The following is a 15,295-nucleotide window of genomic DNA, read 5'->3' on the forward strand; positions in this document are numbered from 1 at the left end:
GTTTCTGTTCGTTCTGTTTTTATTGCGTGGTGTTTCTGATTAAAAATAAGTTCCATGTCCAATTCTATGCAGGCTTCAAAAGTTTTTCAGGGGAGAAGTTTTTTGTACAATTGAAAATTTCCAACGAATTAATTTAAAATAATTTCCGGTATAATTGTATGATTGGGAAATGGTAAGTGAAATGGGAACACGAATAAGGGAAAAAACTTATTGAAATGAACACCCGGAAATTACTGGTCCTGCTTCGGACCCGTGCTTAAGGGGAGCACATCTTCGGAGCGCCTGTAGTCGAGGATACAGTAAAAAAGATCAGGGGTTTCCGGGTTTCTTATTGCTCTCATTTTCCTCCGTCTTTTTATTTTTTTCATTTTGTTTGCCTGTTTCCGGTTGTGTTTTTTCCTGCAGGTTGTTCGGCTCTTATTTTCTGCGTGTTTACGGTCTCTGCTTTTTTACGGTTTAATTTATCAACTTCTTTCATCCTTTGCCTTCGATCTTGTATCCTGTTTCTTTGAAAAGGAGGGGGTTTTCCGGAAGTTGTCTATCTGATTGAAAATATGCACCCTGTACAATTCTATGCAGGTTTAGAAACTTTTTCAGGGATATTATTTTTTATGAGATTAAAAATTTTCAACGAATTAATTTAAAATAATTTAGATGATTATTGTATACTGGATATGGGAAGTGAAAAGAAAAAGACATGATGATTGTGGAAGAAATGCCTGGGGTCGCTTAATCCTGCTCCTTATTCCACTCTTGAGGGAGGGTGGATTTCCGGAGCTGCTGTATGAGGGGATAAAGCAGAAAGGATGAGGCGTTCTCGGGCATCTTCTTTCTATGTACATCTCTTCTTTTTTATTTTTTCTCTGCTTTCCTTTTCTGCTTTTACTTTTATGCTCCTGGTTTTCTGATTTACTTTTTTGAAAAATATATCCTTTTTTCGACATTAGTTTCTATGCAGAGTTCGAAATATTTGGAGCAAAGATATTTTTTGTGGCGTTAAAAGTTTTCAACGAATTAATTTAAAATAATTTATGAGATAATTCTCAATTGGGAAATGGGAAGAAAATTGGGGAGAAACTGAGAAACAGAAAGAAATACTTGGGGGTGGTGGTCCTGTTCCGGATCCGTATGCTTGGGGGAGCATATATTCGAAACGGCTGTATTGGGGAATGCAGTAAAAGGATCTTCATCCTCGGGCTTCTTCTTGCACTGCTTTTTTACTTAATTTCTCAAGTTTTTATTATGACTCCCCTATTTTTTACTGGGTTCCTCTATTTTTTTACTGTGATTCTTTTCTTTGCTTTTTCGTTTTCCTACTTTGGGCCATCACCTCGAAAGTGGTCATAAAGGGGCGCTTGATTGGAAGGGCAATATTTTCATTTTCAATATAAAGTTCAACGGCTTCTTTCAGGTTTGTAACTGCTTCTTCGATTGTTTCTCCCCGGCTCGTTACGTCCAGTTCCAGGCAGAGCGACTCGTAAGATTCCTCTTTTTTGTTCACTATTGCAGTTAGTTTGAAAGTTTCTTTCATGTTTCCAGATAGGGTTGGCGGCTATGTTAAATATTTCGCAGTTTTTTTGCAGAGTTTTTGCAGTTTTTTTGCAGGCCCGGGCTTTCCGGGCTAATATTTATAAAAGTACTTTTATATTGATTATTGTTTGGAAACACTTACTTAAGGAAGCTATCAGGAAGCGGAGACAAAATCTCATGGTTGAAAAAATGACCTCCAGGGAGCGGTTTATCAATGCTCTCGAAAGAAAAGAAGTAGACCGTGTCCCTTACGGTTACCTCTGGTTCGGCGCCGGGCATGCGGTGCTGGAGCGGATGGGCGTAAGCCTCAAAGATGTGTATTATTCGGCAGAAGGAATTGCCCGGGCACAAATCCTTGCCCGGGAGATGTACCACCACGACAACGTGATGTCCCCCTGGGGCTGCCTCCTTGTGGAAGCGGAGGCGCTCGGGACGAAGGTGAACATCAAGGAAAACGGGTACCCTACCGTGGCTGAGTACGTCCTGAAATCCGCAGGAGAATATGAAAAAATCAATCCGGATAATATCAAGCGGTCCGAACGGGTAAAGACCGTAGCCGGGTCAATCGAAATCCTCAAGAAAGAAATCGGGGACGAGGTTTTTATTACCGGGGCAACACTGGCTCCCCTTATGCTTGCTTCCCAGGTCCTGGGCGGGAGCAGGCTCTGCATTGACATGATGAAAGATCCCGAAGCTTTCCATGCCCTGCTGGAAAAACTTATGGAATGCTGCATCCTTTTTGCCGACTCCATGCTCGAAGCCGGAGCTGACGGAATCTTTGTCGAAAATGGGGAGAGCACCGGCGACCTCTTCAGCCCGCAGATGGCAGAAGAGTTCATGCTGCCCTACACAAAGAAACTTTACGACCATATCAAGGAAAAAGGCGGGTACGTAATCTCCCACAATTGCGCAGCCCTTGCCTTCCACGACCTGGAAATGAAACTTGAGCCCCATGCCCTGAACTTTGCCTTCGGGGACGTCAGGCTGCTCGGAAAAAAGTACGGGGTCGAATGCATGAAGCTCCACAACCACAATAACATCGGTTGTGGCCCAAGGCACTGTTTCAAGGAGTTAAAAACTTTCTCCGATGCCGGCATCTGCCTTATGGGAAACATCATCCCGGACGCCCCCCTGGTCGGAGGCAGGGCTGAGATCGAGCATGAGGTGAAGTGCTGCCTTGAGGCTGCCCCCGAAAAAGGTTTCATCCTTTCCACAGGCTGTGAGATTCCCCTGAACACGCCGCTTGAGAAAATGGAAATGCTCTGGGATGCGATCAAGTCCAGATTCTGATGATGTCCGGATTTTGATAAAGGTCCTGTTTCGATACCCAGGGAATCAGTAAAAAGAAGTAATTAGAGATTCGGGAAAACCTTTTGTTTTCCCCCGATTTAATTTTTGTTTTTACCTTTAGTTTTATTTTTAGTTTATCTTTAGTTTTTAGTTTATCTTTAGTTTTTAGTTTATTTTTAGTTTATCTTTAGTTTTTAGTTTATTTTTAGTTTATCTTTAGTTTTTAGTTTATTTTTAGTTAATCTCATTTCTGAATAATGACGGTCAGGATATCCTCGTCTTCCAGCATGTGTTCCATCCCGAGCCGCTGCCCGGGGTGTTTTGCGGAGGGGCCCCAGACCTGAGCGTAGCGGAACTTCCTGCGGAAGTCGCGGTGCAGGCGGTCGCAGATGTCCCCTATGTTCGTGCCGCTCATGACGATCATGGGCTCTTCCATGTCTGCGGGCTGTCCCTGGGGTTTCATGTAGACCCGGATGAAGCCCAGACGGTCGTAAATGTCTTCCTTGAGGGTTTCGATGTTAGTGCCTTCGTGGGCGGAGATATAAATCGCACTCGGATACGTTTCCATGCATTTCTTGAGCAGTTCCGGGTAGGCCAGATCCACCTTGTTTACGACGATCAGGGAGCTGACGTAGCTACGGTTATTCAGGACTACGTCGATAAGCTGGTCTACGTTTATGTTTTCCCTGATAAGGACGTGGGCATTGTGGATCTTATATTCGTCCAGGACGGCTTTGATGGTCTCTTCGTCCAGGTCCATTTCTACGGTAGTATGGATCTGGACACCGCCCCTGTCCTTTTTCTTTATCACGACGTCAGGGGGGATCTGGTCGACTCTGATCCCGGCTTCGTAAAGCTCGTCCATGAGCACTTCGTAGTGTTTGGGCTGGAAAACGTCAAGCAAAAAGATTACCATGTCGGAGTTCCGGATAACCGCTATGACCTCTTTCCCGCGCCCTCGGCCGGAAGCTGCTCCTTTCACAAGCCCCGGCACGTCAAGGAACTGGATAGTTGCCCCTTTGTGCTCGAGCACCCCGGGGACAACAGTAAGTGTTGTGAATTCATAGGCACCTACCTCTGACTTGGCACCGGTGACCTTGTTCAGGAGTGTGGACTTCCCCACCGAAGGGAACCCTACAAGGGTTACGGTCCCGTCTCCGGACTTCTTGACCGAGTACCCTTCCCCCCCGCCCTTTGCAGACGCCTTTTTCTCAACTTCGTCCCGCAGGCGAGCTATCTTAGCTTTCAGCCGGCCGATGTGGTGGGAGGTGGCCTTGTTATACTGTGTCTTTCGGATTTCGTCTTCGATTTCCTGTATTTGTTCCTGTATGCTGCTCATCTGGAACCTGCCGATTTCAAGAGTGAAAAAATGATCTTGATAGGTGGTAGTGATTTAGCTGATAGTGATTTAGTTGATAGTGATTTAGTTGATAGTGATTTAGGTGATAGTGATTTAGGTGATAGTGATTTCGATGATAGTGATTTAGGTGATAGTGATTTAGGTGATAGTGATTTAGATGATAGTGATTTAGGAGAGATTACGGTAGGAAGCTATTGAATCCTTTTTTGATCCAAAACAGATTCGCTACTCTGGATTTTTTATCCAGATAGTTGGATGCAATATATAAATCTATGGAATGCTTCTCGTGGGTTCGAATTTTCAGATCCAATCGTATCCATTTATATAACTCAATAAATATAATAGTATTTATACATTGTCTCTCGATAACTTTCCCTGAAGCTTACATCCGGAAACTTTCATCCGGAAACTATCTTCGCCCAAAATTATACTCATTAGGATCTGGTTTTCAGAATTATGTCGGGTTATTGCCTTGCATTTTGAGGCAAAAATTCTAGGTTTTAACTCCGAAGGCAGGAAGTCCCCTTCCTTGACTCCAAGGGAGGCAGGGAGGGGTGGTAGTTCACACTGGAGGAGTATAACTCTCCGTTCAATCAAAATTGAGATCCGTTCACTCGATATTGACTATTTCTCCGGTCCTTTCATACACCCGAATCCCTGCCGGCAGCTTTGCTGCAAACTCGCTGGATTTTAGGGTCTCAAGAAACTTCCTGACTTCCGGGATATCAAGTAGCTCTCTTCTTATAAGTAAATCATACTCTTCTTCTGCTATTTTTATGAATTTAAGGCCGTTTCGTTCGGCGCAGGTCCTGGTGCCGACGCCTGCATCGACTTTCCCTGAAATTACAGCTTCGCAGACGGCTACTTCGGTCTTTGCTCCCGAGTTATAGCCCTGGATCGAAGCCGTGAGTTCTTTCCTGCCGCTTCCCCGTTCGCGGGCAAGTTCGGAAAGTTTTAGGTCCAGGAGCGCCCTTGTGCCCGACCCCCGATTCCTGTTGATCAGGCGCTTTCCCGGCAAATCCGAAAGTCCGGATATCCTGCTGTCCTCCGGGACGATCAGTCCCTGCTCGCGTTTGTATCCTTTCACGAGTACCGTGGAGGAAAGCCCCATGCTTTCGATTGTCGGCACATTGTATTCGCCTGCTTCCGAGGGCATGTTCACGCCGGCAATGTCGGCAGTCCCTGAAGCGATCGCGCTGAAACCCCCGCTTGAACCGGTTACAAGGACCCTAAGGTTCAGGCCTGTCAGGTCTTCCAGGATGTCCAGGCCCGGACAGGAGCCCCCTGCTATCAGGAGGTCCGGCTTTTCCACCTTCCCGAAAAGTGTCACTTCCACAGGTGTGCCGGCTTCTATGAACTCGGTTTCAGGGCGGATTTCTATAAACCCGTCTGCCCCTGCCAGCGAAGTGATCGCTCCCGAGCCCCGGTCTGCCGGATAAACCCTGCCCCTCACCAGGCCAACAGGGAGGAGCTGCTGCCTGCCTTCGGAGCGGAAGTTTGTGCCCATAACTCCTTTCTCGGTCATTTTCAAGCCTGTTTCAGCCCCCAGCTTTTTCCTTATAAGAGGGGCTACGAATTCATTGAAGATCATGAGTGCGGAAGTCGGGTTTCCGGGAAGTCCGATAATCGGGGTCCCCTCTATTATCCCAATGACCACGGGTTTTCCGGGTTTGATATTGATGCCATGGGCAAGGGTCTCTCCCATCTCCTCTATCAGCCTGTACATCACGTCCCCTGCTCCCGAAGATGTGCTGCCCGAGCTAAGGATAAGGGAGGATTCCGAGGCTGCGGTTTCCAGGATTTCTTTCATGGCGCTTTCTTCGTCCCTTACGATCCCGTACATATCTGGAACGGCCCCGCATTCCCTAATTCCTGCATGGATGGTGTATGAGTTTGCATCGTAGATCTGCCCGAAAGCCAGCCCTTCTCCCGGCTGCACGAGTTCGTTCCCGGTAGAGATGATCCCAATCCTGAGGCTGAGGACAGGCACCTTCTTTTTCCCGATTGATGCCAGTACCCCTATCTCCCGGGTTCCGAGTTTTCTACCTTTCCTGAGCACCCGTTCTCTTTTCAGGATGTCTGAGCCGGCCTTCATGATATTTTCGCCCACGGTTACCGGCCTGTAAACGAGCACCTCTTCATTTTTCCCTGTGGTTTCGGTGTCTTCTACCTTCACCACAGCATCCGCACCTTCAGGGATCGGGGCTCCTGTTGAGATTTCCACGGTCTCCCCTGCCGCAACCTTATACCTGGCATCCGAACCTGCCGCGATCTCTCCCATGCGCCTGAGCTTGACAGGTTCGGTTTCACTGCTGGTGTAGCTGTCCTCCGCCTTTAGCGCATACCCGTCCATTATCGCTCTTGGGAAGGGAGGGACGTTTATCTCCGTTATGATGTCCTCTGCAAGGATTTTTCCCAGGGCGGCTTCAAGAGCTACGCTTTCCCGGTCCCTGCGGACAGGAAGTCCGTTTATTATCTTTCGTGCCTCCTCAACGGAGGCCAGTTGCCGAAATTCCTTGCGCTTCATGAGACTCAAACCCGATTTTTTTCGTTTTTCAGATGCATGTTTTACTTTAATATCGTTTTCCCGGAAATTTTTCAACTTTTTCGATACTTTTTTGATAATATGGTAAATTGGGGGTGAAAAGGTAGGGATTGAAAAGGAAAAAGGAACCGGAAAGGTGGGGATTGAAAAATAATTTCAGTATTCAAAATAGGTGCCGGCAGTTAGGTCCCGGTAGTAAAAAAAGAAGGTGTTGCGGGAGAAGGTCCCGCATTTTATTCTTTCTTTTAATTTTCCGGCCTGCGGGCTCAGTCGTAGATGGGGGTGCCCGTATTCTGGGTGATGTATTCGAAGGCCTCGACCATCTTCTTTGTGAGGGGACCTGGTTTGCCGGTTCCGATGTGCCTGCCGTCTAATTTGGTAAGGGGGGCGGATTCGGCAGCCGTGCCGGTTACAAATATCTCATCTGCGGTGTAGAGGTCGAAAAGTCCCAGGTTCGTTTCGATGACTTTGATGCCCATGTCTTCCAGGAGTTCGATTGCTGTTGCCCTGGTGATGCCTTTTAAGTTGTTGATGGTGAAGGGGGTCAGGACTTTGCCGTTCTTCACGACGAAGATGTTGTCTCCCGAGCCTTCGGAAACGAATCCGTTGTTGTCCAGGAAGACGGCTTCGTCTCCGCCTTTCTCGTTGGCTTCGATCTTTGCAAGGATGTTGTTCAGGTAGTTCAGGGACTTGATGTTCGGGGAAAGGGCGTCAGGGGCGTTTCTCCGGACTGCCACGCTAACTCCGGTCAGGCCCACTTCATAGAGGTCGCCGTACATGGCGCCCCATCCCTGGGCGATCACGATAATGTTGGGCCTGTCGCACTTGCGGGGGTCAAGCCCCAGGTCCCCATTCCCGCGGGAAACAATCGGGCGGATGTAGGCGTCTCTTAAGTTGTTTTTGCGTAACGTCTTAAGGATTGCTTCGCTCATTTCTTCCCTTGAGATGGGGATGTCCATTGCGATTGCCTTTGCGGAGTCATAAAGCCTGTCAACGTGCTCCTTTAACTTGAAAACACGTCCGTTGTAAGCTCTTATACCTTCAAACACACCGTCGCCGTAGAGGAAACCGTGGTCGTAAACGGAAACTTTTGCTTCGGCCTGGGGGACAAACTCACCGTTTATATAAATCAGTAACTCACTCATACCATCATCTTCTCTGAAATTTTGATAAGCTGTATGCTGTACTTCCTTGATGCTTTCAATCTAATATAATCTTTGATGTATAATCCTCAATTCAAAATTCCGGGTCTCGGACCCTGTCACTAAACAACCTCTGTACATTTCCGATTGAACATATTGATTTTCACGATCAAGGTCGCCAATCGAAGTTGCAATGAATAATAAGTTGCACAGGTTATTTCGTTGCGGGCTCTTAATGTTTCATTTCCCTTCAAAGCCTTCAAGGGGGACCCAAAAGCTTTCAGGAATGAGCATATTTACAATATTATGAAAGATCCGGACTATAGCGGGTATTTACTGAATGTATATTACAATTCCGCTTCCACATAAATATTTTAAGATTTTTTACAATACCCGGATTCGCTTTCATGCAAAAGGCTTTTATCTTTAAAGGCCTATTTCGTACTCTCGTAGTATGAAAAGCAAAGTGGGCTCGTGGCTTAGCCAGGATATAGCGTCGGGCTTCTAACCCGAATGTCAGGGGTTCGAATCCTCTCGGGCCCGCTTATTTTTTCATTTTGTTTCATTTTTTCAATCGCTTTTTTTCAGTCATTTATTCTCTAATTTCTTTTTCGGATAGTTTTCTCGCCTCTTTTTTGAGCCCTTTTTACTTTGGAGTTCTTTTTTCGTTATCTGGAAGCTTTTTGGGTGTAGGGAAGGTGAGGTTCGGAACCGCTTGGCGGGACGGAATGTTTTATAATTTAACGGGGGCGTGTGGAATGGATTTTTATGGTGCGGGTCCGGGGAATGGATTAGAATAGAAAGGGTCGGGACAGAATCGCCCCTGGCAGGGTGTATACAGAAAATAGTGAATTACCCCTCCCCACCTCCTTCAGCTGTCGAGGAAGGGGACTTCCCGCCTTCGGAGTTAAAAAGGTAGTTGAATTGCTTCAACAAAATATTGAAGTCAACCACTCGCCAATAAATTGACGGGCATGTAATGTGCCCTGGTTGACCAGATCCCCGATTAGGAGCTTTGGAAAATCGGGAAACGATAGGAACGAATTTCATAGTTACCCTGAAATGCCGCCTCAGTTTCAGGCTCTAAGGATGCCGGTTAAACAGTCCTGGGAGGTAGGGACAGTGCTTGCATCATACAAACCGTTCCATATCAGATCGAGAGGAAGCCGGAAGACAAGGTACAGGCCAGCAAGGTTCAATAACCGGGGAAATTCAAGGAGAGAAGGAAGGTTAGCTCCTTCCATAAAAAGCAAACTCGAATCTCATTTCAGGGAAAAACGGTTTGTGGAATCCCTGCTTCTGGTAACGAAGTGGAAGGTCGAACTTGCTTCCTTTGATATCCACAAAATCAAAAACCCGGAAGTTTCCGGGACAGGGTATCAGGAAGGGGACCTAAAAGGTTTCTACAATGTCAAGGCTTACGTTTTGCACAGGGACGGGTACACCTGCCAGCATTGCAGGGGAAAGTCAAAGGATTCCCGGCTACATTGCCATCACATCGTTTTCAGGTCAAAGCAGGGGTCAGATGCTCCGGAAAACCTGATTACGCTTTGTGAAACCTGTCACATTGCCCTTCATGCTGGGGAATTTGAGCTTTCAGGGAGAAGGTCAAACACGAAACACGCTACAGAAGTTGGCATTGTCAAGTCCCAAATCAAGAAATCCGATTGGAGCTTTGAGGAAGTGTTCGGATACGAAACAAAGTTCCGGCGAGAACAGGTTTTGGGACTCGAAAAAATGCATTATTTTGATGCGCTTGCTATCTGTTGTGGGGATAAACAGAAAGTAGAACCGGATGATACGGTCTACTTCAAAAAACATGTTCCTGCGGGAGATTATCAGCAAAGAAAAGGGAAACGGTCTGAGAAGAAAATACCTACAGGAAAGCTGTTTGGACTCAGGAAATTCGATCTTGTAAAAACAGAAAAGGGAATTGGTATTGTCCGAGGCAAACGATCAAGCGGGTATTTTTCGATCTCAGATCTCTTTGGAAACAAAATTTCAGATAGTGTCAATATTAAGAAAAATTCAAAACGATTGAGGGCAAGGACAAGCACATTAATTCAAAAAATGGAACTTGCAGAGTGTACGCATTCCTCCCCTGTCTAAAAAGACAGGGGTATCCTGCTTAGTTTTTCATGAATGGGATCGAAATTCCCAAAAATTCTCTCGCTTTCACTCCCGATTTTTGTGTAGCAGCCAGGCTCCTCCAAGGATGAATATTGCGGGAAAGAAGAGCTCTCTGAGCCACCAGAAAGCTGTGTATTCGCTCAGTTCGTCCAGCACGAGGTAAATACCAATTATCAATATAATAACACCAAGAAGCTTTCCGCGCTCCACCCTGTCTATTTTTTCTACTCCTGCTGTCTTCCCTGCCTGTTCGGGCCCCATCTATTCTTTTCCCATCTCGACGCCGCTTTCTGAAGGCATAATGACTGCAAGTATGATGTAGATGACAATACCTATCCCGTTCAGGAAAGCAAGGAGCACGAAGGCAAGCCTTATAAGTGTCGGGTCTATCCCGAAGTACTCCCCGATGCCCCCGCAGACACCAAAGATCATCTTGTTGCTTTTGCTTTTTGTCAGGGTGCGTTTCATGGTGTAGGAGGCGCGCTCTTCTTTAGTCTCCTCGGCTCCCTCCACTCTTTCTTCAGCTTCTCCAGCGGTCTCTTTTGCTTCTTCGGCTGCTTCTTCAGCTGCTTCTTTTGCTTCTTCAGCTGCTTCTACTACAACTATCTCTTCTTCGGGAAGCTTTTCCTCGATAACCTTTTCTTCCTCAGCAGCCTCTTCTTTTGCTTCTTCTGCCTCTTCTTTTGCAGTTTCCACTTCAGCTTTTACCTCTACTTCTTTTTCAGCCTTTTTTCCGGCTCCTTCTTCCGGCTCAGGGGCGGCTTCGGAGGTATCTGCTTCTACATCCTTTTTTTCGATTGGATTGGGATTTTCCTGCATACAGGTAATTCAATTTATGCGAATTTATATCATTCGTATACCTTTTTTTTCAATGGCACCCACATTCTTTTTTTTGCCGGAAGGTCCCGTAAAGCATCAGGGGGAGGAGGAGGGCTGCAAATCCAAGCTTTACGGTTTCCGGGAGCATTTCGCCTGCGCTTCCCAGGGTCGCCGTCGCGCTGATCCCCAGTTTCAGGTAGAGGAAGTCCAGCAGGACCCCTGCCCCCAGGGCACAAAGGGAGATCACTCCCAGGTAAAGGGCTGCAGAACGCTTCCCGAGGAAACGGGCGACCATTGTCACGGTTGCGGCATTGGTTGCCGGGCCTGCCAGAAGGAAGACGAAGGCTGCTCCCGGGCTCATTCCTTTGGCTACCAGGGTCGCGGCGAGGGGGGTCGAGGCGGTTGCGCAGATGTAGAGGGGGATTCCCACCACAAGCATGACCAGCATCGAGCTGAGCCCTCCTCCCAGGTAGTCCCTGATCAGGCTTTCCGGGACAAGGTAGGAAATGATGCCTGCAAACAGGATTCCTATAAGCATCCATTTCGAGATGTCCCCAAGGAGTTCGATGTAAGCATACTTCATGCCTTCGAAGAGCCGGGTCTGCAAGGGTTTTTTGCCTTTCCCGATTTCCTGGCTTTTCCTGTCCTCTTTACTTTCGTTTCCGCCGCACCCGCAGCTGCATCCGCATGAGGCCGTTTCGTCTTGTGGAAGATTTGCAGAATGATTTTTAGTTGGAATTGTTTGAGTGGAAAGGGTAAGATGGCTGATTTTTTCAGTGGAGGGTTTGTTGAGGGTCATGGGGTTTACAGCCTCTGTTTTTCCGGGTACGGGGTTTTCGAGTGAACTGCAACCGCAAGTAGGGCTGCAGATAGAGCCGCATTCAGAGTCGCAAGAAGAATAGCCGTCCCTGCCCGAAACTGAAGTCCGGGCCGAAGTTGCAAGGAGTGTGGAGACGGCAAATAAGCCTGTTTGTTTCCCAGAACCGTCTTTCTTTTTTTTCTCCCCTTTTTTCTCCTCCTCTCCTATCAGCAGGTTGTCTGCAAGCCCTGCCAGGATGGCCGTCACAAGGGTTGCAATGGGGCGAAATATTGTCATCAGGGGGTCCAGCAGAGCGTAGGTGATGGCTATGGAGTCTACGCCGGTCTGGGGGGTTGAGATCAGGAAAGAGAGGGTGGCTCCTCTGTTCGCTCCCCTTTTCCGGATTGACATGGCAGCAGGGATTACGCCGCAGGAGCAGAGAGGGAGAGGCAGGCCTGCCAGGGAGGCGTTGATTACCGAACGGACTTTCCCGGCGGAGCTTCCCAGGTATTCCACTATTTTTTGGTCCGGGACCAGGATGTTCAGGAGCCCCGCAATTCCGAACCCGAAGATAAGGTAAGGGGCGGCTTCCACGAAGATTTCCCAGGAGGCCAGCAGGATGCCCGAAAACAGGGCGAGGATAGGGGGGAGGGTTTCAAGGCTCATGCTTTTTCCTCCACGTGTTCCAGGCACATCTCAATCAGCATGCGCACGTGTTCGTCTGCGATATAGTAAACCGTGAATTTTCCCTCCCGCCTGACCCGCACCAGGTCAAGCTGCCTGAGGGTCCGGAGACTGTGCGAGACTGCAGACTGGGTGACGTCCAAGGCCTGTTCGAGTTCACAAACGCACAGCTCTTTTTGCCTGAGTAGAAAGAGAATTTTTAATCGGGTGTCCGAATGAAGCGCTTTGAATACCTCTGCTACCCGGGAAATTTTTTCGGCTTCAGGGACTGCTTGCAGCATCTCCCCTATCTCCCGGGTATTCATTCTTTCACACTTTTCTTTCATGAATATATGAACAACTATTCATGTATTAATCTTTTTCGAAAAACTTCGGCATTCAGGGGTTCAAGTGAAGGACTCACAATTCGATTAGTGGATGCCTTTCAAAGCGAGAAGAGGGGTCTTTCAAAGCAGGAAAACGAATTGGGAATAATTAGGGATTACTTTCAAAGCAAGAAAATGAAAAGGGAAAATACCCCGAGCCCCAGTAGAGCTATCCAATCGAGTTTCTGCATCCTGAGTTCGTGGAGGGAGGTCCGGCACTGTCCCTGGTAGCACCTGCTTTCCATGGCTTCGGTCACTTCTTCTGCCGAGAGGATCGACCTCCTTATCAGGGGCACTGCAATTGCCGTGATCCCCCTGCGCAGGTCGTGCTTGAGGTCAAGGCCCCGGGCGAGTTGGGCTGCCCTGATCGTTGCCGCATTTTCCAGGAAACTGGGGAGGAAGCGGATGGAGAGTGACATCATGGTGGCCAGGTCGAAGGAAGTCACCCCAAGGCGGCGGAGGGGCAGGGGGCGGAGTAGGTGCTCGATCCCGTTAGTAATCTGGCTCGGAAGGGTACTTGCCGTAAGGAGGGCCGCATAGAGCAGGAGCAGCCCGAAACGTAAGGAAAGCAGGGCCCCCAGCCTCAGTCCTTCAAAGGTAGGCGAGAGCACCGGCAGAGGGACAATAGGCGTCCCTTTCGTTGCAAAGAGCTGGAAGCAAAAGATGACGAAAATAAAGACGAGCAGGGGACGGACCGACCTGAGCAAAAAGGAAAGGTGTACTCCCGAAATCCACGTGAGCAAAAGGAAAAATGCAATAAGCAGCCCCATCCCGGCAAAACTCTCCTCCCTGAAGACGAGGATGCTCAGGCACATCACTGCTGCAAGCTTGGTCCTGGGGTCCAGCCTGTGCAGGAGGGAATCCCCATAGATGTAGTTGAATGCAGTCTCAGGCATTGTCCTGCGCCTCCTTCTCCTCTATTCTCTTCTCCTCTGCTCCCTTCTCCTCTGCTCCCTTCTCTGATATTCCCCGATCTCTCTCCGGCTTTTCCAGCCTGAACTTTTGAAGCTCTTTCAAGGCCTCCTCTGCCGTAAAGATGCTCTCCCTGAGGTTGGCTCCCTTCTTATTCAGCTCTTTCATCAGCCTGGCAAGCGGAGGCACCGGGGAATACCCTGCCCTTAGGTATTCTTCCGGGCTGCCTGTAAACACGATCCTGCCCTCTTCCATCGAAATGACCTTCTGGGCGAAGGGCAGGATTTCTTCCAGGGTGTGGGACACAACGACGATTCCTACTCCTTTTCGATGGATATTTTGAAGCCTTCCGAGCAGTTTGGCCCTGCCTTCGGGATCCAGGCCCGCAGTGGGTTCGTCCAGCACCAGGTAGGCCGGGCGAAGCGCCAGGATTCCCGCAAGCGCAACCCGGCGTTTCTCTCCCCCGCTCAGGCTGAATGGGGGGCGGTCCAGGATTCCGGTATCGAGGTGTACGAGGGACAGGGTCTCATACACCCTTTTTTCAAGTTCTTCTCCCAGGATCCCGAAGTTAGAAGGTCCGAAGGCAATTTCCCTGTATACGGTTTCCTCGAAGAGCTGGTTCTGGGAATGCTGGAAAAGCATGCCTACCTTTCTGCGCACTTCCCGGGTCCGGGTGTCCAGGCCGTCCACGGTCACCCTGCCTTCCTGGGGGAGGAAAATCCCATTTAAATGTTTGATGAGTGTAGATTTCCCGGCTCCGGCGGCTCCGGAGATGACGGCAAATTCCCCTTTTTCAATCTCCAGGGAGACATTTTCCAGGGCAGGCTTTCCTTTCCGGTTTCCGGAATAGGAATAGCTCAGATTTTCCACCTTGATTCCCATATATCCTCCGCAAGGTTTTCGATTGAAGCCAGCCGGGCCCATTCCAGGGCAAGTCCGCCTGCTTCCAGGCTGTTCAGCAGTTCCACGATTGGGGGCAGTTCCAGGCCGAATTCTCCGAGTTCAGGGGCTTTGAAAACGGTTTTCGGATTTCCTTCCCGCACTATTTGCCCCCGGTCCATCACGAGAATTCTGTCGGCGTACAGGACTTCTTCGAGCCTGTGGGTAACATACACGATGGTCCGGGCTTTTCCCCGCAGTTTCCGGAGGATTTCCCGGACCTGTTCCCTGGACCTTGAGTCCAGCATGGAGCTTATTTCGTCAAAAACAATGCATTCGGATTTCATCGCAAGGGCCGACGCGATAGCCGCACACTGGCTCTGCCCTCCGCTCAGGGTTTTTGGGGAATGGTTTTTGTAATTCTCAAGCCCAACCACTTCAAGAGCCCTGTCCACCCTTTCTCGGATTTCTTCAGGGGAAAGGGCAAGGTTCTCAGGCCCGAAAGCCACGTCTTCTTCCAGGGTTGTGCCCACGAACTGGGTATACGGGTTCTGGAAGACCATACTCACGGTCTGCCGGATCTCGAGGAGCTTTGAAGGGTCTGCCGTGTCCATTCCTTTTACGTATACTTTCCCTTCCGTCGGCTTCAAAAGCCCGTTCAGGTGCCGAACAAGGGTGGACTTTCCCGAGCCGTTCCTGCCAACTATTCCCAGGAATTCCCCTCTTTCTATTTCGAGGTTAATTTTCTTCAGGCCCCGTGTCCCATCAGGGAAGTTGTAGCTCAGATCCTCTATCCTGATCATTGTTTTTGGCTCTTTGTTGTTTCCGGCTTCTTGCTTT

15 protein-coding genes and 1 tRNA gene are annotated in these 15,295 nt (G+C 48.7%); 4 read left to right on the forward strand and 12 right to left on the reverse strand.

The window, feature by feature from the left end; all coding sequences use genetic code 11:
* Nucleotides 1–650: 650 nt before the first annotated feature.
* Nucleotides 651–944, reverse strand: a complete 294-nt coding sequence (locus MSMTP_RS18845) for a hypothetical protein (RefSeq protein WP_156153641.1) — start codon at nucleotides 942–944, stop codon at nucleotides 651–653.
* Nucleotides 945–1,279: 335 nt separating this feature from the next.
* Nucleotides 1,280–1,531, reverse strand: coding sequence for a type II toxin-antitoxin system HicB family antitoxin (locus MSMTP_RS01570; protein WP_048177347.1), 252 nt, complete (start codon nucleotides 1,529–1,531; stop codon nucleotides 1,280–1,282).
* Nucleotides 1,532–1,707: 176 nt separating this feature from the next.
* Between MSMTP_RS01570 and MSMTP_RS01575 the strand changes: the two genes are divergently transcribed.
* The gene (locus MSMTP_RS01575) at nucleotides 1,708–2,820 is read left to right on the forward strand and encodes a methylcobamide--CoM methyltransferase (protein ID WP_048177349.1); all 1,113 of its coding nucleotides are present in this window, start codon (nucleotides 1,708–1,710) and stop codon (nucleotides 2,818–2,820) included.
* Nucleotides 2,821–3,064: 244 nt separating this feature from the next.
* Here MSMTP_RS01575 and MSMTP_RS01580 read toward each other — a convergent pair whose 3' ends face one another.
* Nucleotides 3,065–4,159 (reverse strand): GTP-binding protein, encoded by a 1,095-nt coding sequence (locus MSMTP_RS01580; RefSeq protein WP_048177350.1) that lies wholly within the window; start codon nucleotides 4,157–4,159, stop codon nucleotides 3,065–3,067.
* 30 nt (nucleotides 4,160–4,189) lie between these two features.
* Here MSMTP_RS01580 and MSMTP_RS01585 point away from each other — a divergent pair, with 30 nt between their 5' ends.
* Nucleotides 4,190–4,378, forward strand: a complete 189-nt coding sequence (locus tag MSMTP_RS01585; protein WP_048177351.1) for a pentapeptide repeat-containing protein — start codon at nucleotides 4,190–4,192, stop codon at nucleotides 4,376–4,378.
* A gap of 412 nt (nucleotides 4,379–4,790) precedes the next feature.
* Here MSMTP_RS01585 and MSMTP_RS01595 read toward each other — a convergent pair whose 3' ends face one another.
* Nucleotides 4,791–6,707: a molybdopterin biosynthesis protein gene (locus MSMTP_RS01595; protein WP_048182450.1), complete on the reverse strand. Its 1,917-nt coding sequence runs from the start codon at nucleotides 6,705–6,707 to the stop codon at nucleotides 4,791–4,793.
* Nucleotides 6,708–6,991: 284 nt separating this feature from the next.
* Nucleotides 6,992–7,870, reverse strand: coding sequence for a branched-chain-amino-acid transaminase (gene ilvE, locus MSMTP_RS01600; RefSeq protein ID WP_048177353.1), 879 nt, complete (start codon nucleotides 7,868–7,870; stop codon nucleotides 6,992–6,994).
* A 465-nt stretch (nucleotides 7,871–8,335) separates the two neighbouring features.
* On the opposite strand from ilvE, the gene MSMTP_RS01605 reads away from it, so the two are divergent.
* Nucleotides 8,336–8,410: transfer RNA gene (locus MSMTP_RS01605), tRNA-Arg, on the forward strand.
* Nucleotides 8,411–8,956: 546 nt separating this feature from the next.
* Nucleotides 8,957–9,976, forward strand: a complete 1,020-nt coding sequence (gene iscB, locus MSMTP_RS01610; protein WP_052718243.1) for an RNA-guided endonuclease IscB — start codon at nucleotides 8,957–8,959, stop codon at nucleotides 9,974–9,976.
* Between the two features lie 66 nt (nucleotides 9,977–10,042).
* Here the strand turns inward: iscB and MSMTP_RS01615 are convergent, their stop codons facing one another.
* The 7 genes from MSMTP_RS01615 to MSMTP_RS01645 all read right to left on the reverse strand — a co-directional run bounded on the left by MSMTP_RS01615 (nucleotide 10,043) and on the right by MSMTP_RS01645 (nucleotide 15,258).
* Nucleotides 10,043–10,258: a hypothetical protein gene (locus tag MSMTP_RS01615; protein ID WP_048177355.1), complete on the reverse strand. Its 216-nt coding sequence runs from the start codon at nucleotides 10,256–10,258 to the stop codon at nucleotides 10,043–10,045.
* Nucleotides 10,259–10,816, reverse strand: coding sequence for a PspC domain-containing protein (locus tag MSMTP_RS19845; protein ID WP_082090452.1), 558 nt, complete (start codon nucleotides 10,814–10,816; stop codon nucleotides 10,259–10,261).
* A gap of 49 nt (nucleotides 10,817–10,865) precedes the next feature.
* Complete coding sequence (locus MSMTP_RS01625) at nucleotides 10,866–12,281, reverse strand: SO_0444 family Cu/Zn efflux transporter (RefSeq protein WP_048177357.1); 1,416 nt, start codon at nucleotides 12,279–12,281, stop codon at nucleotides 10,866–10,868.
* Nucleotides 12,278–12,604: a helix-turn-helix transcriptional regulator gene (locus MSMTP_RS01630; protein WP_231582874.1), complete on the reverse strand. Its 327-nt coding sequence runs from the start codon at nucleotides 12,602–12,604 to the stop codon at nucleotides 12,278–12,280. The genes MSMTP_RS01625 and MSMTP_RS01630 overlap by 4 nt, the downstream gene beginning before the upstream one ends.
* 182 nt (nucleotides 12,605–12,786) lie before the next feature.
* The gene (locus MSMTP_RS01635; protein WP_048177361.1) at nucleotides 12,787–13,560 is read right to left on the reverse strand and encodes an energy-coupling factor transporter transmembrane protein EcfT; all 774 of its coding nucleotides are present in this window, start codon (nucleotides 13,558–13,560) and stop codon (nucleotides 12,787–12,789) included.
* Complete coding sequence (locus MSMTP_RS01640) at nucleotides 13,553–14,458, reverse strand: ATP-binding cassette domain-containing protein (protein WP_048177362.1); 906 nt, start codon at nucleotides 14,456–14,458, stop codon at nucleotides 13,553–13,555. The genes MSMTP_RS01635 and MSMTP_RS01640 overlap by 8 nt, the downstream gene beginning before the upstream one ends.
* A complete protein-coding gene (locus MSMTP_RS01645; RefSeq protein ID WP_048177364.1) occupies nucleotides 14,434–15,258 on the reverse strand; it encodes an energy-coupling factor transporter ATPase in 825 nt (274 codons plus the stop codon). The genes MSMTP_RS01640 and MSMTP_RS01645 overlap by 25 nt, the downstream gene beginning before the upstream one ends.
* Between the last annotated feature and the right edge of the window lie 37 nt (nucleotides 15,259–15,295).

The organism is Methanosarcina sp. MTP4 (assembly GCF_000970045.1).
Lineage (GTDB): Archaea > Halobacteriota > Methanosarcinia > Methanosarcinales > Methanosarcinaceae > MTP4.